Annotated in this window: 21 protein-coding genes; 9 read left to right on the forward strand and 12 right to left on the reverse strand. The window is 57.5% G+C overall.

All coding sequences use genetic code 11. From position 1 onward, the window contains the following. Positions 1 to 121: 121 nt before the first annotated feature. From HT136_RS24675 to HT136_RS24725, 11 genes are all read right to left on the reverse strand, one after another. Positions 122 to 571, reverse strand: coding sequence for a S26 family signal peptidase (locus tag HT136_RS24675; protein WP_246544404.1), 450 nt, complete (start codon positions 569 to 571; stop codon positions 122 to 124). Between the two features lie 43 nt (positions 572 to 614). Continuing rightward, on the reverse strand, positions 615 to 1,046 hold the full coding sequence (locus tag HT136_RS24680) for a TrbI F-type domain-containing protein (RefSeq protein WP_214202487.1): 432 nt from the start codon (positions 1,044 to 1,046) through the stop codon (positions 615 to 617). A 166-nt stretch (positions 1,047 to 1,212) separates the two neighbouring features. Next, the gene (locus tag HT136_RS24685; RefSeq protein ID WP_214202488.1) at positions 1,213 to 1,566 is read right to left on the reverse strand and encodes a hypothetical protein; all 354 of its coding nucleotides are present in this window, start codon (positions 1,564 to 1,566) and stop codon (positions 1,213 to 1,215) included. Then, positions 1,563 to 4,127, reverse strand: a complete 2,565-nt coding sequence (gene traC / locus HT136_RS24690; RefSeq protein WP_214202489.1) for a type IV secretion system protein TraC — start codon at positions 4,125 to 4,127, stop codon at positions 1,563 to 1,565. Before traC ends, HT136_RS24685 begins: the two co-directional genes overlap by 4 nt. A 5-nt stretch (positions 4,128 to 4,132) precedes the next feature. Then, on the reverse strand, positions 4,133 to 4,771 hold the full coding sequence (locus HT136_RS24695; RefSeq protein WP_214202490.1) for a hypothetical protein: 639 nt from the start codon (positions 4,769 to 4,771) through the stop codon (positions 4,133 to 4,135). After that, the gene (locus HT136_RS24700; protein WP_214202491.1) at positions 4,771 to 5,580 is read right to left on the reverse strand and encodes a DsbC family protein; all 810 of its coding nucleotides are present in this window, start codon (positions 5,578 to 5,580) and stop codon (positions 4,771 to 4,773) included. Before HT136_RS24700 ends, HT136_RS24695 begins: the two co-directional genes overlap by 1 nt. An 11-nt stretch (positions 5,581 to 5,591) precedes the next feature. Next, positions 5,592 to 6,899 (reverse strand): TraB/VirB10 family protein, encoded by a 1,308-nt coding sequence (locus tag HT136_RS24705; protein ID WP_214202492.1) that lies wholly within the window; start codon positions 6,897 to 6,899, stop codon positions 5,592 to 5,594. Further along, on the reverse strand, positions 6,899 to 7,702 hold the full coding sequence (locus HT136_RS24710; protein WP_214202493.1) for a type-F conjugative transfer system secretin TraK: 804 nt from the start codon (positions 7,700 to 7,702) through the stop codon (positions 6,899 to 6,901). The genes HT136_RS24705 and HT136_RS24710 overlap by 1 nt, the downstream gene beginning before the upstream one ends. Then, on the reverse strand, positions 7,699 to 8,262 hold the full coding sequence (locus HT136_RS24715) for a type IV conjugative transfer system protein TraE (RefSeq protein ID WP_214202494.1): 564 nt from the start codon (positions 8,260 to 8,262) through the stop codon (positions 7,699 to 7,701). The genes HT136_RS24710 and HT136_RS24715 overlap by 4 nt, the downstream gene beginning before the upstream one ends. A gap of 1 nt (position 8,263) precedes the next feature. After that, positions 8,264 to 8,548: a type IV conjugative transfer system protein TraL gene (gene traL, locus HT136_RS24720; protein ID WP_214202505.1), complete on the reverse strand. Its 285-nt coding sequence runs from the start codon at positions 8,546 to 8,548 to the stop codon at positions 8,264 to 8,266. Positions 8,549 to 8,606: 58 nt separating this feature from the next. Continuing rightward, positions 8,607 to 8,936: a hypothetical protein gene (locus tag HT136_RS24725; protein ID WP_246544405.1), complete on the reverse strand. Its 330-nt coding sequence runs from the start codon at positions 8,934 to 8,936 to the stop codon at positions 8,607 to 8,609. A gap of 408 nt (positions 8,937 to 9,344) precedes the next feature. Here HT136_RS24725 and HT136_RS24730 point away from each other — a divergent pair, with 408 nt between their 5' ends. The 4 genes from HT136_RS24730 to HT136_RS24745 all read left to right on the forward strand — a co-directional run bounded on the left by HT136_RS24730 (position 9,345) and on the right by HT136_RS24745 (position 12,266). Next, complete coding sequence (locus tag HT136_RS24730; protein WP_214202495.1) at positions 9,345 to 9,695, forward strand: hypothetical protein; 351 nt, start codon at positions 9,345 to 9,347, stop codon at positions 9,693 to 9,695. A gap of 90 nt (positions 9,696 to 9,785) precedes the next feature. After that, the gene (locus tag HT136_RS24735) at positions 9,786 to 10,277 is read left to right on the forward strand and encodes a hypothetical protein (RefSeq protein ID WP_214202496.1); all 492 of its coding nucleotides are present in this window, start codon (positions 9,786 to 9,788) and stop codon (positions 10,275 to 10,277) included. 69 nt (positions 10,278 to 10,346) lie between these two features. After that, a complete protein-coding gene (locus HT136_RS24740) occupies positions 10,347 to 10,562 on the forward strand; it encodes an antitoxin MazE-like protein (RefSeq protein WP_214202497.1) in 216 nt (71 codons plus the stop codon). 366 nt (positions 10,563 to 10,928) lie between these two features. Continuing rightward, entirely contained in the window at positions 10,929 to 12,266 is a 1,338-nt protein-coding gene (locus HT136_RS24745; RefSeq protein WP_214202498.1) for a hypothetical protein, read from the forward strand. A 311-nt stretch (positions 12,267 to 12,577) separates the two neighbouring features. On the opposite strand, the gene HT136_RS26560 is transcribed toward HT136_RS24745, so the two are convergent. Next, positions 12,578 to 13,432, reverse strand: a complete 855-nt coding sequence (locus HT136_RS26560) for a lytic transglycosylase domain-containing protein (RefSeq protein WP_214202499.1) — start codon at positions 13,430 to 13,432, stop codon at positions 12,578 to 12,580. 219 nt (positions 13,433 to 13,651) lie between these two features. On the opposite strand from HT136_RS26560, the gene HT136_RS24755 reads away from it, so the two are divergent. The 5 genes from HT136_RS24755 (at position 13,652) to HT136_RS24775 (ending at position 21,399) form a co-directional block, all read left to right on the forward strand. Beyond that, positions 13,652 to 14,848 (forward strand): AAA family ATPase, encoded by a 1,197-nt coding sequence (locus HT136_RS24755; RefSeq protein ID WP_214202500.1) that lies wholly within the window; start codon positions 13,652 to 13,654, stop codon positions 14,846 to 14,848. Then, positions 14,845 to 15,930, forward strand: coding sequence for a ParB/RepB/Spo0J family partition protein (locus HT136_RS24760; RefSeq protein WP_214202501.1), 1,086 nt, complete (start codon positions 14,845 to 14,847; stop codon positions 15,928 to 15,930). The genes HT136_RS24755 and HT136_RS24760 overlap by 4 nt, the downstream gene beginning before the upstream one ends. A 77-nt stretch (positions 15,931 to 16,007) precedes the next feature. Further along, complete coding sequence (locus tag HT136_RS24765) at positions 16,008 to 17,126, forward strand: replication initiator protein A (protein ID WP_214202502.1); 1,119 nt, start codon at positions 16,008 to 16,010, stop codon at positions 17,124 to 17,126. A 1,227-nt stretch (positions 17,127 to 18,353) separates the two neighbouring features. Further along, on the forward strand, positions 18,354 to 19,190 hold the full coding sequence (locus HT136_RS24770) for a DUF7146 domain-containing protein (RefSeq protein ID WP_214202503.1): 837 nt from the start codon (positions 18,354 to 18,356) through the stop codon (positions 19,188 to 19,190). An 85-nt stretch (positions 19,191 to 19,275) separates the two neighbouring features. Continuing rightward, the gene (locus HT136_RS24775) at positions 19,276 to 21,399 is read left to right on the forward strand and encodes a strawberry notch-like NTP hydrolase domain-containing protein (RefSeq protein WP_214202504.1); all 2,124 of its coding nucleotides are present in this window, start codon (positions 19,276 to 19,278) and stop codon (positions 21,397 to 21,399) included. Positions 21,400 to 21,455: the final 56 nt, after the last annotated feature.

Genomic DNA, 21,455 nt, shown 5'->3' on the forward strand with positions numbered 1-21,455 from the left:
ACACTGAGTAAGTCCATGCTGATCACTCCACGACCCTCCGACTGGCAGTCGGAGGCGAGGGAAACATGGGTCAGTTCTCAATGGTAATTTATACGCGTCCCGGGTCACTTCTCAGTGGCAATCAACAATCACGGCACACAAAGCCGATCGCGGCATAGCGACTATCGAAGCCATCCTTGTGACCGCTGCCAGCATAGACACAGCCCGCAGGGATGACACCTGTAGGTCCAACGGCCAGAACATCGCCGAGGCGCGCCCTCGGTTTGGTGCTGGCAACACGATGGCCATTAATGAGGACGTCACGCCCATTGCGCGTCACGACATCGCCGGCGACGCCCAGAGCAATCTTGGCAAACGCGGGCGGATTCTCGCCGAAATACTTGGTGACCAGAGGATCGTGCCCCGGCGCGAAAACGACATAGTCGCCGCGAGCCGGAGCTTTACCGGATTCGACGATAAACGCCCAATTCGGCAGAGATTCGCTCTCGTTGACCATGAACGCGTGGGTTTTGCCCCAGTGCGACAACGCCTGGAAGCAAACCGCCACAACAGCCAGAACGAGGATCGTCATCAACTTTCCTCGAAGGGTCAGCCGAGGGACCAAGACGGGCTTGCTACTGCGCGTCGCCATTGCCGGCTCCCTGGCTCATCATGGTCGCGGCATCGCCTTGGGGTTGCTCGTTGACCGGAGCCGCTGCCTGCGACGGCATCGCAACTTGCGCATAGACTTTGCGTCGAATCTGCGCGGTCACATCGGGAATCGATCCGCCGATGACAGCCTCGTTGACGAGAACGACACTGCCCCCAGAACCCGCCTCGGCCACCGCCTTATCGAGAACCCCCATGAAATGGGCCGTCTCTTGAGCCGCGACGATATCGCTGTTCCCAGAGCGCGCCTGCGCCTGAAGGTATTCCGAAATTATGCCTTGAAGCTGAAGCTTCACAAAGTGAGGACTCTGCTGGCTACCGAGCAGGCTCTTCGTGACCCACCCGCCCCAGCACACGATGCCGACCAACCCAAAGACGAGGGCCACATCGACCCACATTGCACGCGCGCGTCGCCGAACCGGCCGCTTGCGAACGGGCAATTCGCGTCGGGTCTCATCCTCACTCCGCGCCCCGGACCCAACACTTTCAGGCAGAGTGGAAGGCCCGGGGGCTACGCTCTCAGTGCGACCCGAGGACGTTTCATCGAGAAGACCGCCAAGGCCCCTACGCTGTGGCTGAGACACGATCGAACTCCTTGAACAACAGATCAAAAAGCGAATGCCGCCGAAAGAACCCGGTCAGGCAGAAGGTGCCGCTCACGATCCAGATGAGAATGGAATTGAACTGGTGTTGCCGACCAAGATCTGCCGCGATGTAGCGGGTCGACAGATTTGCGAGCTGGTGCATGAGCCCCTCAAATGAGCATCCCCCGACGACGAACGCGACGAGCGACACAGCCCCGATCGCAACCAGGGCATTGAGCAACAGCCACCCCATCATGCGCAGCGATGTCGCCAGCAAAGCCTGAACTAGCTCAACGCGAGTATGCTTCTTGCCTACCTCGAGATGTACGGTCATTCCGCCGCCTCCTTCAGACCATCAAGCGAAGGAGCACGATCGGGAAACGCAACAAACTCGATCGCCTGCGGCATCGAATATCCAGCGTGTGCGAATTCCTCGATGCGCGCGAACACATCAGGGCTCGACGAATAGAGCGCGCCGGAAAACGGATCGAGGACAAGCCGGCAGACCGCCTCAGTCTCAGGGCCGCGGATTAGTACGTCCGAATATTCGATGCCTTGCCTTTTAAGCGAGCGCATCAAGGTTTCCGTGTAGTTCGTCATTTCGAAACGATCGGATTTGCGAAAGTCCGAGATCGTCTCGGGCTTCTGCTGAAGAATGACGAACCAGTCCGAATTCTCGAGCGCCGCCCGTGAGCCGTCGGACTTGTAGTAATCGTTGATCGACTGCGTCGCCGTAATCAGCGAAGCACCGTATTTGCGACAGGTGCGCGAATAGGTTTCGACGAAATCGGCCATGGCGCCGCCTTTGAGCATCTGCCATGCCTCATCGATGAGCAGCGCCTTGGGAATCTTGCGATTCATGCGACGCATCGTTTGCGATGCCACAAACATCACCGAGGTCAGCACCACACCGCGCAATTCCTCACGCGACGAAAGATCGGACAGCTCGAAAACCGTGAGATCAGAACTCAGATCGAGATTGTTGTCGCCGATAAAGAACTTGCCATAGGTCCCCTCCTGCGAAAACGGCAGAATCGATGTTGCAAGATCGCGTGCAGCCGGATGATCCGCGGCCTGAAGACCTGCGATGACATGGTCGACCGTCCCGTCACGGTTGTGTTCGGACCACACCTTGTTGACCGCCTGGTCGATAAGACCACGCTCGGTGTCATTGAGCTTGTTCTCGTTGCGGGCCATCTGGGCGATGATCGATTTGAGCATAGCCAGACAGTCCACGAGATAGTCCTCGTCTTCCGCTGCGACCTCGAGATCAATCATGCGAAACGGGTTGATCGAGATACCGCTTGAAAGGCGAAACTCGGTGAAACAGCCTCCCAAGGCCTTCGACATATGCTCGAAGGAGCGGCCATCATCGATCACGATGACCTTGGCGCCGGCGCCCGCAAGACTTGCCGTCAGATCCTGAAGCAGAACCGATTTCCCCGAACCGGACTTGCCCGCAATGGAGACGTTATGGTTGCCGGCCGAATTCTGGAACGGCGACCAGAATTGCGGCTCGCCACGGCGACCGACAAACAGCAAATGCGGGATGTGGCCCCCAGTGAACTCGCCTTGCAGCGGCGCGATAGCTGCAACATTCGACGAAAGAAGCGTGCGAAAGCGCTTCATGCGCTCGAGGTCGGACTGCAAGCCATCGGCCAGCATCATCGGGAAATGCGACATGAACGCGATCGTCTGAATGTGCGTCTCGTCGATGAGATCCCAACCGGCCGCCTTGTACATCGCCTTGATGCTACGTTCAGCCGTATCGCCCTGCCCTTTTGGTGCGATAATGCTCACCCCATAGTAACAGCGGATGAGCTTTTCACCGGCCTTCACCCGCTCCTGGACGGCACGCCACTCTGCGGCCTGATCCTTGAGCTTGGGAACCAGCTTGACGCCCTGCCCTTCCGAGAGCGACTGCGTGCGCGCGAACTTGTAGCCTGCCTTGGACTCCGACGTCTCGACAGATGGAATAATACCGCAGAGCGACTGAAGAACTGGGCACGGGAGACAGAGCTTGGGATTCAGAATGTCTCCGACGATCTTCTGGGTGTCCCAGGGAGCCCAACGATCGGGAAAATGCCGAACGGACATCGACCGAACGTCGAAGGTCTCAGGGACAAAATCACCGTACTCGGGCACGCCGTCGACGACATTGCCTGTCGGGCGCAGCGATTGCGCGTGCAACACCATCCTGTCGCGTTCGATGTGGGTAACAAGGTCACGACGAACGCACTGTTCGTTTATCGGATCGAACCGATTATAGCCCGGCGCATCGTCACCGGCCCCGGTCGACGCACACAGGATCTCATCGAAAAACCGGATAAGATGTACCGGCTCGAGATGGCGCACTGGCACATTGATCGAATCCAACGCCGAAATCAGCGCCTCGCGCATCGACACCAGATCATCGTTCTTGATGCCCGCACCATCCGGAACGCCAACCGAGAAAATCACGCGATAGTGCCGAAGAAAGAATGGCCCATCGCTTGCCATCGTTTTCCAGGCACCAGCACGAAGCTTGTCGGCCCGATGACGCGAAAGGGTTTCGTAAACGCCGCCTGCCTCGATCCTGGGCAGAACCCACTCAGTCAGCTTTTCCGCGATCCTCGGGCTGGCATAGTTGACAATGCTGAACGTACAACCGGGCAGGAGAATATCTGCAAAAATCGTCCCGATGATCTCGGACGTCCTCTCGTCGCATCCGATGAGCGGGGCGAGCTCGAGCGAAAAACCTTTCGACCGCCGTTGATAGAAAATCTTACGATCCTCATCGAACGAGCGATAACCGAGATATTCGGAAAGCATGGGGACACCGGCCGCACGCGCCTCGCGCTCTGGCTTCCGCGAATCCCCAAAAAACAGATCCAGGACGTTGTCCATGAAAGCCATGGCCGTCACTCCTGCGGGGGAAAGGACGCTGCCTGTCGGCGCGCATGTTGCGACAGCTTCTCATCCACCTCGTTGCGGATCCGCTCGACAGGGCTCCCACCCTGCGGCTCGCTCGCGCCCTGCGCGACAGAAGGCGCTGGCATCTGCTGACGCGATTGTGAAAGGAGAACCGGAGCCGCCTCGGCCGCAGACAGTAGCCCAACCGAAGTCGAATTTCCTCGCGCACGATTGGCAAGTTCGACGCTACTGGCGTTACGACCAGGCAGACCGACATCAGCCGCAACCGCTTTGCGATCGTGCATGACCCCGGCAGCATCGGTATAAGCCGGAAAGACTACACTGAGCTGATAGCGCTGATTTGAAAGAGGCTCCCCCTCGGCCTGGACCGCGGCCATATGGGTCTTCACCCCGTCGCCGTCGTCCACCTTGTAGGGACCTGCAGGCGAGAGAAAATCCGTCGCCTCCGCACGCGTGATTTCGGACAGCGCCTGGTCATCGATCGTCATCGATGGAGCGCACTGGCCGTCTGGTGCCTCACATCGAAAAGAACCACTGACATTGGTGCCAAGCGTAGTGCAACCCGACACGAACGCGGCCAGCGACACGCCCACGATGAAGCCCAACATCTTGAAGCGGGGAACCATCAGCTTGCTCCCTTCAACCAGGATTCAAGGAAAGCGCGTGGCCGATATCCGTGAACCACGGCGCCATCGCTGCGCACGATGACCGGGGTTCCATTGAAGCCATGTTCGCGGGCGAACGCTTCATTGGCGTCCAGCCCTGCGGTGTCGCACTGCCGGGCCGGTACAGGCTCGCGATTGTAGGCCTTTGTGAGTGCAGCCTTCTTGTCTCGCGAGCAGATGACGGCATCCGAGATCGAACGCGTACCGAGAACCGAAATCGGTCGCTCGATCACCTTCACGTTCATATCGGCGAGCGTCTGGTGAAGGCGATTGCAATAGCCACAGCGGAAATCGCTGAACACCGTAACGGTTTGAGGCCCCCCTCCCCACTCGATCGCTCCTGACTGAGGCAATCCGGCCAGCGAGACTTTTTCCGCCGCCCCCGCAACAGGAGCACGACTTTCAGACGCAGCGACAGCGTTTGCCGATTCATCTTCGGGCATGGTCGACTTGGCAGCCCCGCCGACAAGCGTTTCAGGGCTGATCTCGAGAAGCCGCGCCGCCGTGATGTCCTGCCGCGTCTCCATATCGTAGACCCGGCCGATGATGAGAAACCGACCTCCCCGGTCGGTATAGAACAGGTTACTGCCGGCTTGAATCTCGCAGAGACCTGGCACTCGCCCGCAATCAACCGCCGTCAGTTCGGTCTTGGGCAACCGCTTGTGAAGCGCGAGCTTGATGTTCGCATCTGCGTCCGTGGCCGCGTAGACAACCGTTGCAATGCCCGCGCTCGCGACACCGACCAACGTCAAAAGACAAGCTTTACGCATAATGATGCACCTCAATTTCGAATGAAGGTTCCATCGAGGAAAACGACCTCGACATCGGCGCCAGTCGGCATTTCGATCACCGGCTGATATTGCTCAGCGCGCTCGATGAGATAGTCGGAGACGGTGTCACCGGCTTGCGAAACGCCCTCGCCCAGACCGCCCTTGAGAATGTCCCCCGTCGAAAGCTGCTGCTTCTCACCATCGACGGTCACATTCGTGCCCGAGAAAATCGAGTTGGCATTCGCCGAAAAGCCTCGACCAAACCCACCGGCCATACCGGCAAGAAAAGCCTGCCCGATCAAACCGCCTTCGCGACTGACGACACGGCCGCGCAGCCCGACCTTGCCGCCGAACGAAATGAAACCTTTGACCTCTGAAACCGCGTAGCGACCACCAGGCTGAGGACAGGTCATGCGCTGAAGTTTGACGTAGACCTTCTCCGACGAAAGATCGCCGTAGGCGGCACCGTTGACCATGCAGCCTTGAACCTCGGTTCGAAGCAGCTTCCCGTCCGAAAAGACCGAGCGCGCCGGTCCGGTGACCCTCAGCAGAACCGGCAATGGGTCGCTTTGACTGCGCACGTTGGTCGCCGCATCAACGCCCACAACAACTTTCGCCTTCGCGATCGAATTTGGTGGCAGATAGTTCGGGCTATCTGTGTACGTCGCCGCCGACTTTCCGCCCCCGTCGATCTTCCGAGCATCGCCCGTCTTCTGAGGTCCATCGAAGGAAACCAGCTTCACCTCGTGCATACCGGAACCGCCCCCTCGAGCTGCTCCAGGAATGCCCATGGCGTTTGCGGCGGCTACCGGCCCCTGGGCGCCACTTCCACCGGAAGGCGCCCCTTGCTCGATCTCGCGTTTGAGCTGATCGTTTTCCCGCTGATAGGCCTCGAGAACCCGCTGCGTATCGGCCTTCATCTGCTGATTTTCAGCGCGGAGTGACTGGAGCTCGTCCTGGACCTGCCCAACCCGCTCAGCGTTCTTGTCCAGCCCCTTCAAGCGATTTTCCTGCGAGGTCAGCTGATGATCGTATCGGCTCATCCACTGCTGGTCGGCCTCCTGCCGATTGACCATGGCATCGGTCGAGACCTGGGTATCGTTCGATGAATCTTCGAGCGCAGTGTCGACCTTCCCATTGTCGCCCAGGATCCACCACATCGCAGCAAGGGCAACCACGCCGCCACCGCCATATAGAAGCAGACGCTGCTTCTTCTCGACGGCCGCGTTTTCGCGGATCAGTCCGGTGTTATCGAGTTCGTCATGCTTATCGACGGACTGGTTCTCGAGGTCCTTCACCTTGCGATCGAAAATGCCCATCACATCTCTCCGCCGGGAACGACCACGTAGGCTCCGGTCGCCTGTCCCGGTTCAAGCGAAGGATTGGAAATGCTGACGGCGATCGCCCCACTCGAGGCGATCAAATCCTCGCTGATGACAACGGGCTTGCTCGACGTGTTCTCGATGCGCAGCACGCGCCCGGAAAGCTCCGGGCCGTCGTATTCACTGACCAGCTGGACCTTGAGAGATCCGACATTGACCGGGGTGCGAGGGCGATCACGGATCTCGAAACCGGCGACAGGCTTTTGCTCGAACATTGCCTGCACGAGCGAAACAGCCCGCTTATCGAGAGGGACACCAGATTGACGCTGCAGCTGCGCAGCCTCCTTGGGCTTGGCCATCTCCGCGTTGGCAACGAAGATCTGCTTGGCCTCGCTTCCGCTGACCTGGCAGACGAACTTGTAAACGAACCCCTTCTGCGTGGTCCCGAAGAACGAAACAGTCGCTTTGGAATATTCGTGAGGCACGGAAAGGTAGATATCTCCGCGGGTCGGCTCGTGTACGACCGAGAAGTCCTCGCTGGCGACCCCACTCGACACCTTCGACACGGACGCGAACTGATCGTCCTTGAGGGAAATTCGCGTCAGGTCATCCTTCGAGGCATCGCACGAGATCGAACCATTGTCCGTTGCAACAACGGTCTGATCTGCCAGCGCGGGCGTAGCTGCCATGAGCCCTGCACAAACCAGCGCTGCCCCGGCAAGTCGCTTCACCAAGCAATCGATCGACGACAACAGCGACGCGCCCGACGCGATCGCGAGTGCTGCATAAAAGTTGCTCATTTCGCCTCGTCCTTGTTGAGGACGACGCCGAAACCCAGCAGCTTCAGGCTCAAGCCCTCGTACTTCCATTTGAAACGGAAAATCCGGTTCTCCCGGCTCACATCCCTCGACGCGACGACGGTGTGAAGCACGGCTCCGACCTCGCTTGTCAGTGTGGCTGGATCGACATGTATCCAGTCGATCGTCACAAATTGCGTGACCTGCGAACCCTGCTGCTCTTCGACGATGGCGAGCAGTTTGGACTTCAGTGGTCCTCTCGCCTCGGGAGCGGTGATTTTCAGGATGGATTCCATCCAGTATTTGAGCGTCTCAGGCGAGCGATTGAGCGCCAGCTGCGCTGTATCCCTCGTGATCGCCTCAAGATAATCGGATGAAACACCCGAACTCGAAATCGCCATTTCCTTGGGAAGAACCGGCTGAAGAATGATTTCACGGTCCCTCGCCGAAGCCGCGAGAACGAGAAAAACGATCACGCAAGCCAACCCGACGCAAAGCATCGCCAGCAAGTTTCGCTGCTTCAGCGCGCGCTGCGTCAGATCATGAGCATGTGAAAGATCCATATCAGCCCGCCATCACTCGAAGATGAGAAGGTGGAGCTGCTTTGAGGCCGAAGAAGCCGCCTGGCAGGTGCCAGTAGGCCAGATGCAGAACCCAATTCATCGAACGCCCGGCGCGGACTTTGCGATAGCCAAACCAGGATGCGACCGCGACGAGAAGCCCAATCACAATGTGTTGGGTAACAATGCCAATGGCGAACGGCGTCACCATCACGATGAACTCGTCGAGCGTCCAGAAGCCAATCAGCTCCGGGTCGTCCAGATGCTTCGGAATTCTGTATTCGTCCATGAGCAGACCCCGAATGAAGCGAGAGCTGCGCAGCGGCATGCGCAGCTCTCCCCAGACGTCAGATCGTGGCGGTGACGGTGGACGTGACGATCGGCACGCCGGTGCCCGCACCGACGCCGACGCCGACCGGGATGGCGACCTGGCCCAGCGAGAAGCGACCCGAGGCAAGACCGACAACGCCGCCGGCGAGCGAGAGCACGGTGATGATCTTGCCGCCCGAGCCCTCGAGGAACCCGGTGAACTCGGTCAGCGCGGTGTCGAACGTGGTATCGGTGCCGGCCATCGCGAGGTCGATGCCCACGACCGCGGCGAACGCAACGGCAGCCGCTGCCAGCGCGGCCTGACCACCCACACCCTGGATGGCCGATTTCATATTGAGTGCCTTCATTTCACTTTCCTCTTTCCATGAAGATGCGCGCAACGAGCGCAGCAGCATCACGGACCCCAAGGAAAATGCGTTCAACAGGTAGACACCCACAAGAATGGGGCAAATGTAGATTTTGCCAAATGAGATAATAAAATGGGTGACATCCAATCCCCAAGGCGGTGTCAATTCGTCCCCATGCTGAGGTTATTTTTGGCCACGCCCTGGATACGTTGTGACACCAGAGAAGAACACTTTTGACCACATCGCTTGGTCAAAATGACTCCAACCCAATTTTCAAATCGTGATCCAGCACGGACTGCACATCAAAGCTTGGACGAATGATCCTTGCCCGACCTCACCAAGCCAATTCAATCTACCAAAAACACCTGCTAACGGCTCTAAGTGCACCACAGAGGGATAAACAGTTTCGTGAGCAAAAAAGGTTCCACCGTCTATCCGCTTCGCCTTAGCGAATCAGGATTTGCCATCACGGTCAGGGCCATCCAGGAACTAAGCCTGCGGTCAGGGAAATACGAAACATTGCCTGGTGTAATAGCCCGGGCTGTGACGTCGGACAGAGATATAAATTCCTTGATAATCAAACAACTCGACGGTGAAATCATTTTTGACGGCGACATCAAAATTTCACTGCGATTAGATAATGAAATCCGTGACTTATTCAGGGATTACCAAGAACGATTGTCCGCCATAGTCGAGCAGCCGCTTACCGTGCGCGACTGTGCTGTTCTCATAAGCCTTCAACTCTTGAACGAGCTTTAAGGGTTGCCAGACAACCCCACGCTGTGAAATATACCCTTATGCAATTGCATAATGGTAATTGCGCGTCGGCCATCTCGGGTGGGGCTTGAAATGAGCACAAATTCAACGGTAGATCTCACGCAATTCTCAGCAAATTGCTCTGAAATCGACATCGCAAACGGTGCCGCGACCATCATCAAAGAGGTCATGAAGCGCAAGAACGTCAGCGTTCGCGATCTCCACCGCAGCGGGCTCATCTCCGACCGGGCTCGACGGCAATTCTTCGACAAATTGTCATCCGGCTCGCTACCAATTGGCGATCTTTTCCAGATATTTGCCTACTTGGATATCGACCCGATCCAGACCCTTGTGGCGCTCAGCGGAATGCATGACCCCATGGCGTTCTTCAACCCACACTGCAAGACCGCAAGCCGATACGCGAAGCACATCGCCGTCATCCTCAACGAAATCATCCCGGCCTGCGAAGGTGATTTTGCACCGATCAGCGATAACCTGTGCCGGTCACACGCGCACAAGACGTCGTCGGCGATCGCAGCACACCACAACCGGGTTGCCCAATACAGCCAACAACCGATCGAATAGCCGCCGCATATGGCACCACGCCCTGGGGGCCGTGACTAGACCGCCCTCTCGCGACAGAAAGGATGCACAGTGTCCCAAGCTCGCAAGGCAAACCAACGCCAGCGCCTTCGCCAACAGGGCCTACGCCCGCTGGAAGTCTGGCTGCCCAAGACCATGATCGAGCGTATCGACGCTCTCAAGGCAGACGGCGAAGGGCGCGATACCGTAATCGAGAAATTGATTTCATCTGGCTTCGAGCCACGAGGTGAAACCATGGCGCCGGTTCAACTTCGGCTGCCGATCTAATAAAAAGGGCCCGGCGGCAACCGGGCCCTTTTGAACATAACTGGTAGGTCAAGACAGGCTTCAATCCTACCAGCCACGACCGTCTCGCGCAACTCGTTTTGCGCGGCGAAAACGCGCGTCTGCGCGACATAGGGCTGGCCTGTGCCAGCCTAAACCACGGCTGAAGAGGGAGCACGCACAAGACAAAAAAAGACCCAGGCAATGCCTGGGCCCTAGAGGATTGGTCAGCGCTCCGATCAGTCGGGGCCGACGTGATTTAGACACACTCAAAATAGGCCAATCCGACATTTAGGACAACGGCATACCGCGACTTTCGTGGCGTTTCGTTGTGTCTGTGCGTCTGCCGCAATACGCGGGAGCGATAAGATGGATGTTGCCAATCGACCTGACAATCACAGAGGCCTGATGACTCTGGGGCAAGTGCTAGATCGCATCAATACAACGCTCGAAGTGCGCCCTTCGCTCTGCGAACATGAAACGAGCACAGATCGAGGCTTATGGGCAATCAGCGTTTACAGATCCCTCGATCTGCTCAGCCCCTCAAACCGACCAAGCCGCGCCGCTATCCTGAAGACACTGCGCTATTTTGCGCGCAGAGGAAGTATCACCGCTCCCGTAGCGCGATCAACGTGGCGGCGCATCTACGAATTGGCCTGCTACTGCGCACACGATCCCGATTGGATCAGCGCGAACGGACCAATCATGGGCGCATCGAACGCCACCCTCGAGGACCTCTGGGGCGTCCAGAACCCTCGCCGCATTCTGCGGGAACTCGCGCGTTGGGGGTTCATTGTTCCGCACCAGCCCAAAGCCAATGGCCATCGAAGCTACAAGCGGACCAAAAAGGGACCACAGGGATCTGGTTGGTCTCTGGCCGCTCTCCTCGTCTTGCATGAATGCCTTGAGGAAATGCGCGTCGAAGAAGAACGCCAACGTGAACTTTTCCGGCAATTGCCACGGGCCATCGCCGGCACAATGCGTGCCTGCATCTCAAAACTCGGCGCAATGCCCGAGGACGACATTGACCGCCGTTCCTACGAAAGCCGAATAGCATCGCTACGACATGAACTCGCCAGTCATGCAAGGCACGACCTCGAGCGGCTCCTCACACACCGAGCGGAGAGCCTGGAACTGGAAGACGCGATCACCAAGAGTTTGGAGGCTTACGCTTCAACCTCCAATGCACACACTGTGTCCACTCAGACGGACGAAAATGTCCACCTCCAATACAAACGGGAATCAAGGAATCCAGTAAGTAGCGGCTCGGCGGAAAATGCGGTTTCACCAGATATGGTCTGTATCGTTGCCGGGGAACGTACCAATGGCCCACATGCAGATATCGATCCATACGGGATCAAAACCTGCGGATTTACGTGGTCAGAGGCCAAGCATCTTTTTCCATTTCAGGCAGACTTGATCGACCTGGGCAATGTACCCGATCACGAGAAGGCGCCTGCGCTCGCCCGCCTCGTAGGCGTCAAACGAAGCGAGCTGGCCAGCGCCGAACTTTCCCTCGGCTCGATCCCCACGGCCCTTTGCGTAATGATCGCTGGGCAAATGCAAGCGGATGGAATGCTTCAAAAACCAGCATCGGCCTATCTGCGGGGCATGGTTGCAAAAGCACGCACCAATTCACTCAACCTGGGCCACACCGTCTTTGCACGCAGAAAAATGATGCAACCTCGTTACCCAGCAACGAATTAAGCCACTACAAAGGCATCGAGGTTATTGTGCCCTAATGAATGCAGAAGCGATCATTGCCTGGACCGCGCTATACATTGCGGTCGGTGCCTGCGCCCTAATATGCGCAGCGCTGGCGATCGTCGTCACGATTCATGAGTTAGTCGCCCAAAAGTGGCGGCCGAGACTGCAAACCAAAGCAGATTGGTTGCTAGCCGCCCCGAAAGGATGGCTGCGCTGGCAACGAAACTATCTGCTCGGCGCGCCTGTGATCCTGGCTATCGCTCTAGGCTTTGTCTGCCACACAGGCTTCGACAAATTCTGGAATATCGAGCCTACGGACCAAACGACGCCAAAGTCACAGAACGAACCGGACGTTGCCGAGCCGCCGCGTGTGCAGACCCAACGATCGAGACATTCGCCATGATGCGCCGCACATACTCTCGCGTTTCCGCAAACGGCGGTATCCCACCGTATTTTTCGACGTTGCCGGGGCCCGCATTATACGCGGCAAGTGCAAGAGACCAATCTCCGAATTTGTCCAACTGGTTGCGCAAGTACCGAGCACCTCCCTCGAGATTCTCGCGAACGCTCCACCGATCGACAACGCCCAAACCATTTGCAGTTCCAGGCATCAACTGTGTGAGACCAGAGGCTCCCTTTATGCTTCGCGCCATCGGATTGTATCGGCTTTCCTGAATGATCAGAGCATCGAAGAGAGCAACTGGTACACCTTCACCACATGCCGCCGCAGCCATTGCCACGAAATATTGCTTCCTGCGCGCTTCCTGTTCCGCCGTTAGCGATGGATGCGGAGCGTAAATTAGGTCGCTGCAGGCCAGTCTTGGATTGAAATCCGTAGGCCTCCGCAACGCCGGCGATCCCCCCATCCAGGCCGGAATGAACAGCCCATCCGTTGGCCTTTGGGCCGGGCCCGATGAAACCTCAGATTGGATTCCCACGTCTGACATGTCTTTGAATGCGCCCAGAAGATCTGGATGGAATTCTTTCAAAGGCAAATCAGCGCCCGCATCTACAGGCGAGCCCTGTTCCTTGCCAGGCTCGAGAAGCGTAAATTCGCTCGAAGTAGTTCTTGAGAAAACAGCGACATCGGCCTGTCGAGCAGCACTGGAAACAGGAACGCTAAACAAGGCAAGAACGACCGAAACGGCGCAATTACGGGAAAACATATCACCAAGCCCCTACCGGCCTGGTTCGACTATCGCACAGCTATTTTAGTGCAGCCCATGGATCCAATCAACCCATGACCAGCGGATCATCGAAGGCACCCTCGCAAAGTGATGGTCCGGAAAAAGGCGGTCAAAAATGGGGGCGTTCCACTTTTAGGGCACATTTCGTTGCATTTTTCAGGACCCCTATGTACTCCTAGTCCTGAAAGGGGACCTTCAGTGCTCTCGAATCAGATTCTCAAGGCCATGATTGACGCGTGCGAGAACGCGAAAACCGTTTTGCGAAAAGCCGCGATCGACCCATCTGACCAGAAAACACTGGACATCACCTTCTGGCCAAGCATGGCCGCTGAGTGGCTCGGCCGTAGCCCGCGCTGGCTTGCCAAGCTCGAGAGCAAAGGCAAGCTTCCAAGCCCAAAAATCACCAGCAACGGACGGCGCTACTATACGCTCGAAGATCTTACACACATTCGCGAGGCGGGCGATATCAAGATGGGCAAGCTCCCCGAAGAGCGTGCCGTCGTGGTAGCCGTTCAGAACTTCAAGGGGGGTGTCAGCAAGTCGACGACAGGCAAGCATCTCGCAGACTATCTTGCCCTTCGAGGGTACAGGGTCCTAGTCGTCGATTGCGACCCCCAGGCGTCTATGAGCGTCATGTTCGACGCAAACATCGAGGGCCTCGTCGACGAAACGCACACGCTTTCGAACTTCCTCTCTCCGCGTTTCGACGAAGCCAACTCGTTCAAGAAGACGATCAAGAGAACGGCATGGCCTAACATCGACATTTGCCCTGCGAATCTCGGCCTCCAGGACACCGAATGGGAGATGACCGCTACCATCGAAGAAGGTCCCGACGCGATCGCGGAAGCCTTCCGGATGCTGAGAATGGGCCTCGAGGAAGTACGCCTCGATTACGACGTCATCATCCTTGATCCGCCGCCGGCAATGGGATTTCTGGGCGTCAACACGCTGACCGCTGCAGACGGCCTACTCATCCCCGTGCCTGCACGTCAGCTCGACTACCTGTCGACCATTCACTTCATGCAGACCTGCAGGGAAGCCATGGAACTCGTGTCGCGCTTCGACACCTCCATAGACTACGGTTTCATCAAAGTCGTTTGCACCATGTTTCAGCCTAACCGTACCAACGAAGCACAGATGCTTCAGGTTATGGAGAAAACATACGCGGGCCAGATGCTCTCGACGCCGATCCTTCTCTCTGAAGAGATCAAGAACGCAGGGATCCAGATGTCCTCGATCTATGAGATCAACAAGCCCTACGGCTCCCACCAAACCTACATCCGATGCAGGGACAACCTCAATATGGTCTTCCGCGAAGTCGAAGAGGACATTTGCAAACAATGGCCCTCACGAGCTAGCCGGATCGGCACGAGCAAGCTGACGGAGGCCGCATGACCACTCCGAAGCGAAAGCCCCCGAGACGCAGCCTTCTGCAATCGGCCATCGATACGATCGGCGCCGCTTCGCCTGCCGACAGCAGCGAAACCGAGGACCACGTCGCTGAAGCCCCCTCCCCTACACCTGATCGATCCGAAGGGACCGCGTTCCTGAAACGCCGAGGCGCGGCGATGGACGAACTCAGCCGCAAGGTCAAAAAGCTCACAATCCGCGTCAAGCCATCGGAATGCTCGATCTGGCCCGGCAATGCGCGCGACTACAACCAGCTGACTGCGGATCGATGCCGCACCCTGATCGATTCCATCCTTTCCGAGGGCGGCAACAGAGAGCCCGTCGTCATTCGGCGAACGCCGGATGCAGAGTTGCCCTATGAGCTCATCGTCGGAACCCGCCGTCACTTTTCCGTGTCGTGGCTAAACGCCCACGACCACCCAGAGCTGTTTCTGATCGCTTCGGTCGAAACCCTGGACGACGAAGCAGCATTCCGCCTAGCTGATCTCGAGAACCGTGAACGTGAAGACGTCACAGACCTCGAACGTGCGATCAACTACAAGCACGCCATTGCGACCTATTATGCCGGCTCACCACTGCGGATGGCTGAACGGCTCGCAATTTCGAGACAGAAACTTCACAACATTCTGCAGCTCGCCGAATTACCAAACGCAGTTGTTTCGGCCTTCGGGAACGCTGGCAACCTTGCCATTCGACACGGCATGAAACTTTCGCCGCTCATCAAGGACGAAAGCAAGCTCGAGGCAATAGAGCTTGAAGCGGACAAGATCGCTCTCGAGCAAAAGGAGCTGGTCGACAATAATTCGCCACTGATCGATGGCGCTCAGGTCTGCAGCCGTTTGGTTGCAGCGGCCCAAACCGCCCCCAAGCCGCGCAAAGTTCGATCCCCCAAGGCGATGGTCCGAACGTCCAGCGGTCGAGAAGTCGGGCAAATCCTGGCGGACACTGTTGCAAAGGGGATCACAATTAATCTGAAACCAGAAGTCGAAACCTCCATCGAGGAAATCCTGGAAGCTCTTCGACCACTTCTCGAGCAGGCCAAATGCGTATCTCGAAAAAAGCCGTAAACCGGATTTTTTCGCTTATTTTCAATGTGATAGAGGTTCGTAAAACGCGTTTTACGGATAGCGCAATCGGATAAACGATGTCCAAGACCAAATCCGACACAACGCAGGTCGATCTCTTCCTGCCTCAGTTGACTGCATTGCCGATCCGCGATCAGCGCGAGACAATGGAGCGCCCCTTCTTCTCGTTGAGTAAGCGCAAGCGGCTCATCCCGATCGATTATGAAAGCCCCGATCGGAAGGTCACCGTCTTCGTTTCCGGAAACTCACGGTACGGCATTGCGACGATCTACGATCTCGACATACTGATCTACTGTGCATCGGTCCTCATCGAATACAAGCGCCAGGGCCGCAACGACATCCCGCAGACGTTAAACATAGTGCCATACGACTTGCTGAGGACCATCCGCCGCAAGACAGGCGGCAAGGACTACGAGCAGCTCAGCGAGGCCCTTGACCGCCTGCAATCGACGACCGTCAAAACCAACATCCGAGCTGACGAAGGCGTCGACAGCACCTTCTCCTGGATTGATAGCTACAGCCAGCTCAAGGATGCCAAAGGTAAGATCCGTGGTATGCGCATCACGCTGGCCAAATGGTTCTACGACGGCGTCATGATGGAAGGTGGTGTCCTCGCAATCGATCCAGCCTATTTCGAAATGACAGGCGGCCGCGAACGATGGCTGTACCGCGTTGCGCGCAAGCACGCCGGAGGCAACAACCAAGACGGCTTCGCCATATCCCTTCCAACCCTTTTCGAGAAGTCGGGCGCAGAAGGCGCATATCGCCGCTTCAAGTTTGAAATCCTCAAGATTGTAAAGCGCAACGACTTGCCTGGTTACGCGCTTGAGGTCGAACCACGGCCAAACGCTGAGCCCATGCTACGCATGATCCGTCGGGATAAAACCGACAGCAACGACGCTATCCCCTGCCCTCCTTCATCCACTCCAACCAGAACACAGGCAGCAAAGGCAAAACCAGCCACCGAAGCGCCTCTGGTTTTTCCAGCGGACGGGCACATTGCTTTCACGGATTTTGGCCCCATCGCAAGCGCCCATCTTCCCTCACCACAGCGCGATCGGGGATTGGTTGCTCAGGATTTTCGGGACTTCCTAAAGAAGCGCGATATCGCGCGCGACGACCCGAAAATCGTCCAGATTTTTACCACATTCTGCAAGAAGCAGAAGCCGGCCATCTAAAGAACGAACCAGGTTCCCAGCCAAGAGCAAGACGCCATCGCCTCAATCGGGGTTTCAGGAACGGCCCAGGCCGGCCCGTTGAAATCCCGATATGGTTCAGGTCGCGCCAGGAATCGACGTCAAACGCTGGCTCAAGGCCTCCAGACATCTATACGAAGTGCAGCACAACCTGCCGAATGAGCCACCAGGACAGCGTTCCCGAAACCCCGAGCTTAAGCTGAGCAGAGACGCAGAATAGTCAGGCCATCGACGTTCCTACAATCGCCACAATCCCCACAGATCTTAGCGATTCATCGCCTCGCAAGGCGATATCGAGGTCCACACGGGGTTTCAGGAACGCATGAAAATCATGCCTTAAATGCCCCCTGTGACCCAACTCGCGCCCAACCACTGCCCAATTCAGCACGCCACAGGTTTGCGGAAGTCTCAGGTTCCGCGAAAATTTGCGATGCAATAGCCTGTTCCTGAAACCCCGAGTCAATCAGTCTCAAGCCTAAGGGCACGACCGGTCCACTATGCAGCCATCAACCGAGCGTTCCTAATACCCCGACAGGCGATCCCACGCGCCCATTTCGCGGCCCTGTCTTCAATCTAAAATCGAAAGATCCAATGCGTTCCTAATACCCCGTGACTGTGCCGGTCAGCGAAGTGGACCTACGTGTTCCTGAAACCCCGATTGCCCTCGCTTCGCACAAGAATCGAGCCGATCGCACCGCACTCCTTTGGCACTCTCGAATGGCGGAATTCTGGCGCTAAATGATTGATAATCAGGCGATGTGTCACTTCGTAAAACGCGTTTTACGAGTACGCTCGGCCCCGTTCCTGAAACCCCGTGCCATGGCGAATTCGCCCTTTTCGGTTAAAACGGTCTCCGCCCTCCCCTCATTCAAAGTATCCTAGAAAATCAGCGCAAATGCTGCCATTCTCCCATGGTGCCTGGCCCTCTCGAAATTGAAAATTCGGGGTTTCAGGAACGCTGACGGGGTTTCAGGAACACCACTACGGGGTTTCAGGAACGGGCCTTCGGGGTATTGGGAACACATCTTCGGGGTATTGGGAACGGCCCCGTTCACGCGACTCAGGGAATGTCCACGAGTCACAGCCCGCAACGCTCCCACGTAACCTTCTATCCTTATCCTTAAAGGATCTAAAACGCCTGCGGCGCCCTCCCCTTTGAATTTGAAAGAGGAGGGAAAGAGGGACGGATTCTGGCAAGGAGACCAAGTTATGGGGTTCATTGCCAAGCGTCCCTCCCAGGAGCTCATCGACATCGTCGCCTCACTCAAAGGCCAATGGCATGGACACTACGCCATGTGTCGATGCCCGGCCCATGCTGACGACGATCCCAGCCTATCGCTTCGCCAAGGCGATCGGGGCATCATCGTCCACTGTTTCGCTGGCTGTAGCCCGCACGACGTCCTCAGGGAAATCGCAGCTTTGCCCAAAACCGTTGGCGCCCCTGCCCCCAGCTATCGGCCCAGTCGAAACATCGGAAACGTCCACAAGCTTTGGGAACAAGGCCGCCCCGTTCGCGGCACACTCGCCGAAGCCTACCTGCGGCTCAGGAGCCTGCCCCTAGAACTACCCGATATTCGCTTCCACCCGCGGTGCCCTCACAAGCCCCATCCGTTCACTGAATTCAAACCAGCTCTTCTGGTCGCGGTCCGTGAGGGCCATCAAATAGTCGCGATAACGCGCATCTTCCTCGACCCACACACCGGCAATCGAACGGGTAAGTTCATGCTGGGCCTACCGGGCAAGGGAGCCTGGAAGCCAAGACCCTTGGACAGCACCCATCTTGCTCTTGCCGAGGGTTTTGAAGATGCCGCGGCTTATACACGCCTGAACGGTGTCACATGCTGGGCCACATTTACGGCCGAGCGGCTCCACCAGATCACAATTCCGGAGACAGTCCGCCGTCTCATCATTGCTGAAGACAATAACGCACCTGGCCGACACGGGGCTTTGCGGGCCCTGAAAGCCTATCGCCGGCCTGGATTGGAAATCGTGCGGCACTCACCAAAACCGCACGAGGATTGGGCCGAAGCAAACATGGTGGCCTGAACCAACGACATTTTCCCAGGCACCAAGTGAAGGAAAGGGGAGGGGGGGACCTGACGACGAAACAGAAAACGTCAGGAGTTGATTAATGTCGGACCTCTTCACGACCCAGCAAGCACGCCAGTTTGATGCCGTTTCCGCTGTATCCCGCCTTATCGCAACCGGAGATCTGGACCGAAAAGTCCTCAACGAAGCCTGCAATGCAGCCTTCAACGGCAGCAACGCCAACGGTGCCTGGTCCCAGCGCGACAGCTTCGAAATCATGGAACAGGGCCTTGTGCACCACGCGCGAACCCTGGAGCCGATTACCAGCATCGAGCAGATCGCTATCCTCGATCAGCTATCGCGCGCACTTCCCACACAAACAGTACGCAGCGAAGACCAGATCCGCTTCCAGCAATTCTCCACACCGCTCGAGCTCGCTGGACTGATGATCCTCCTGGCGCAGCCCAAGCCTTCGGATACCGTTCTGGAACCCAGCGCGGGCAACGGAGCTCTCGTTGCCATGCTGCCTAAGGTGAAGGGACTTCATCTCAACGAACTCGATGGCAAGCGAAAAGCCATCCTCGAGATGCAATTCACCAACGCCAGCGTCACCTCGTTCGACGGCGCCATGCTTTCAGCCCATCTGCCTAAAGCCATCCTTCCAACCCTGATCCTGATGAATCCACCATTTGCCCGCTCAGAAGGGAGAGGAAAGGACCGCTATGCAGCCGTGAGACACCTGCGCTCCGCCATTTCCCGCCTTGCAGCGAACGGGCGCATCGTCGCCATCATGCCCGAATGGTTCACGCCCGAAGGACCCATGCGCAAGATCTACGAGGCAACTTTCGACGGCTGCACTGTCGCGCAAAGCTACCTCCTCCAAAAAAGCTATTTAAAACAGGGCACTAGCATTGCAATCAGGCTGCTTGTCATCGACAAGCGCCCCGGCCCGAACCAACCAATGGTCATCCAAGGCGACAGCGTCGCGAAGATTGCCTCCAAGATCGTAATCCCCGCACGCCGAACGCTACCAGCTCCCCAACCTGCAACCCAACAGCCCGGGCAGGCCAGCATTTCTCTGTTCAAGGCGGCACGCTCCGGGAAAACGTCTGCGGTTCCGTTGAGCAAACCCAGGGTCAGCAACGCTGCGATCGAACTGAACTATACCTCTCTGGAAACACCGCGGCCGCTTGGCAAGCAATCTGGGGTCTACTTGCCTTACCGACCGAGCCGTCTCGACATCTGCAACGCCGCCGCGCATCCAACAGCGCTCGTCGAATCCGTCGCGATGGGATCGATTCCCGCTCCAGTACCCGACTATCGACCCAAGATCCTTGAGCGCGTCCTCAGAGACAAACTCGTCTCGGAAGCCCAACTCGAGACGCTCATCTACGCCGGAACCGCGTGGTCGCAATTCCTTCCCGGTCGCTACAAGCCAGACGAGGAAGGCGTTGGGCTCTCCCCCAAGGAAGACGGCGACCAGTATCGCAAAGGCTATTTCCTCGGCGATGGCACAGGCGCTGGGAAAGGGCGCCAGATCGCAATCTGCATTCTCGATAGCTGGCTATCTGGACGGCGCCGCAACATCTGGGTGTCCAAAAACGAAAGTCTGCTGGAAGACGCTCGCCGCGACTGGCAGGCTATCGGTGGCCTTGCGGCCGACATACAGCCTCTTTCCGGATGGAAGATCGACGAACCCATCACGATGGGCGACGGTATCCTGTTCATGACCTTTCCAACACTGCGGAGCCAGCGCCAGGACGCAACCCGTCTTCGACAGGTGCTCAACTGGGCAGGGAGTGACTACGAGGGAATCATGGCCTTCGACGAATCCCATGAAATGGGCGGGGTCGCCGGCGGGGAAGGGGCGCTTGGAAAGACCAAAGGATCTCAGCAGGGCATCGCAGGCGTGCGTCTTCAGAACCACCTCCCTCTTGCGCGCGTTCTCTATGCCTCGGCAACAGGCGCATCGGACGTCAACAATCTCGCGTACGCCGTGCGGCTTGGTCTCTGGGGGGAGGGGACCTCTTTCGCCAACCGGGAAAACTTCATCAGCGAAATCCGCGCGGGCGGAATTGCAGCCATGGAACTGGTTTCGCGCGACCTCAAGGCTCTGGGCCTATACCAGGCCCGTGCACTGAGTTTTGCCGGTGTGGGGCTTTGTTGCGCAAATCGTTCAGCGGGTAGCGGTTGGCCTTTGAAAGCGTTCGGTCACGCGACGCGCTGAGTTTGAGGCGTTCCGAGCGCGGTGAAGCGGTTGAGGATGGCCGCACGGATTTGCAT

This window comes from Novosphingobium profundi, assembly GCF_018491765.1.
Lineage (GTDB): Bacteria > Pseudomonadota > Alphaproteobacteria > Sphingomonadales > Sphingomonadaceae > Novosphingobium > Novosphingobium profundi.

Bases quoted from the DNA above. Each gene is read 5' to 3' on its own strand.
- HT136_RS24680 (WP_214202487.1), bottom strand. From the start codon at position 1,046: ATGTGGGTCGATGTGGCCCTCGTCTTTGGGTTGGTCGGCATCGTGTGC.
- HT136_RS24745 (WP_214202498.1), top strand. From the start codon at position 10,929: ATGGATGTTGCCAATCGACCTGACAATCACAGAGGCCTGATGACTCTG.
- HT136_RS24695 (WP_214202490.1), bottom strand. From the start codon at position 4,771: ATGGTTCCCCGCTTCAAGATGTTGGGCTTCATCGTGGGCGTGTCGCTG.
- HT136_RS24715 (WP_214202494.1), bottom strand. From the start codon at position 8,262: ATGGATCTTTCACATGCTCATGATCTGACGCAGCGCGCGCTGAAGCAG.
- HT136_RS24700 (WP_214202491.1), bottom strand. From the start codon at position 5,580: ATGCGTAAAGCTTGTCTTTTGACGTTGGTCGGTGTCGCGAGCGCGGGC.
- HT136_RS24705 (WP_214202492.1), bottom strand. From the start codon at position 6,899: ATGGGCATTTTCGATCGCAAGGTGAAGGACCTCGAGAACCAGTCCGTC.
- HT136_RS24725 (WP_246544405.1), bottom strand. From the start codon at position 8,936: ATGAAGGCACTCAATATGAAATCGGCCATCCAGGGTGTGGGTGGTCAG.
- traL (WP_214202505.1), bottom strand. From the start codon at position 8,548: ATGGACGAATACAGAATTCCGAAGCATCTGGACGACCCGGAGCTGATT.
- traC (WP_214202489.1), bottom strand. From the start codon at position 4,127: ATGGCTTTCATGGACAACGTCCTGGATCTGTTTTTTGGGGATTCGCGG.
- HT136_RS24675 (WP_246544404.1), bottom strand. From the start codon at position 571: ATGACGATCCTCGTTCTGGCTGTTGTGGCGGTTTGCTTCCAGGCGTTG.
- HT136_RS24775 (WP_214202504.1), top strand. From the start codon at position 19,276: ATGTCGGACCTCTTCACGACCCAGCAAGCACGCCAGTTTGATGCCGTT.
- HT136_RS24685 (WP_214202488.1), bottom strand. From the start codon at position 1,566: ATGACCGTACATCTCGAGGTAGGCAAGAAGCATACTCGCGTTGAGCTA.
- HT136_RS26560 (WP_214202499.1), bottom strand. From the start codon at position 13,432: ATGTTTTCCCGTAATTGCGCCGTTTCGGTCGTTCTTGCCTTGTTTAGC.
- HT136_RS24770 (WP_214202503.1), top strand. From the start codon at position 18,354: ATGGGGTTCATTGCCAAGCGTCCCTCCCAGGAGCTCATCGACATCGTC.
- HT136_RS24760 (WP_214202501.1), top strand. From the start codon at position 14,845: ATGACCACTCCGAAGCGAAAGCCCCCGAGACGCAGCCTTCTGCAATCG.
- HT136_RS24710 (WP_214202493.1), bottom strand. From the start codon at position 7,702: ATGAGCAACTTTTATGCAGCACTCGCGATCGCGTCGGGCGCGTCGCTG.
- HT136_RS24735 (WP_214202496.1), top strand. From the start codon at position 9,786: ATGAGCACAAATTCAACGGTAGATCTCACGCAATTCTCAGCAAATTGC.
- HT136_RS24765 (WP_214202502.1), top strand. From the start codon at position 16,008: ATGTCCAAGACCAAATCCGACACAACGCAGGTCGATCTCTTCCTGCCT.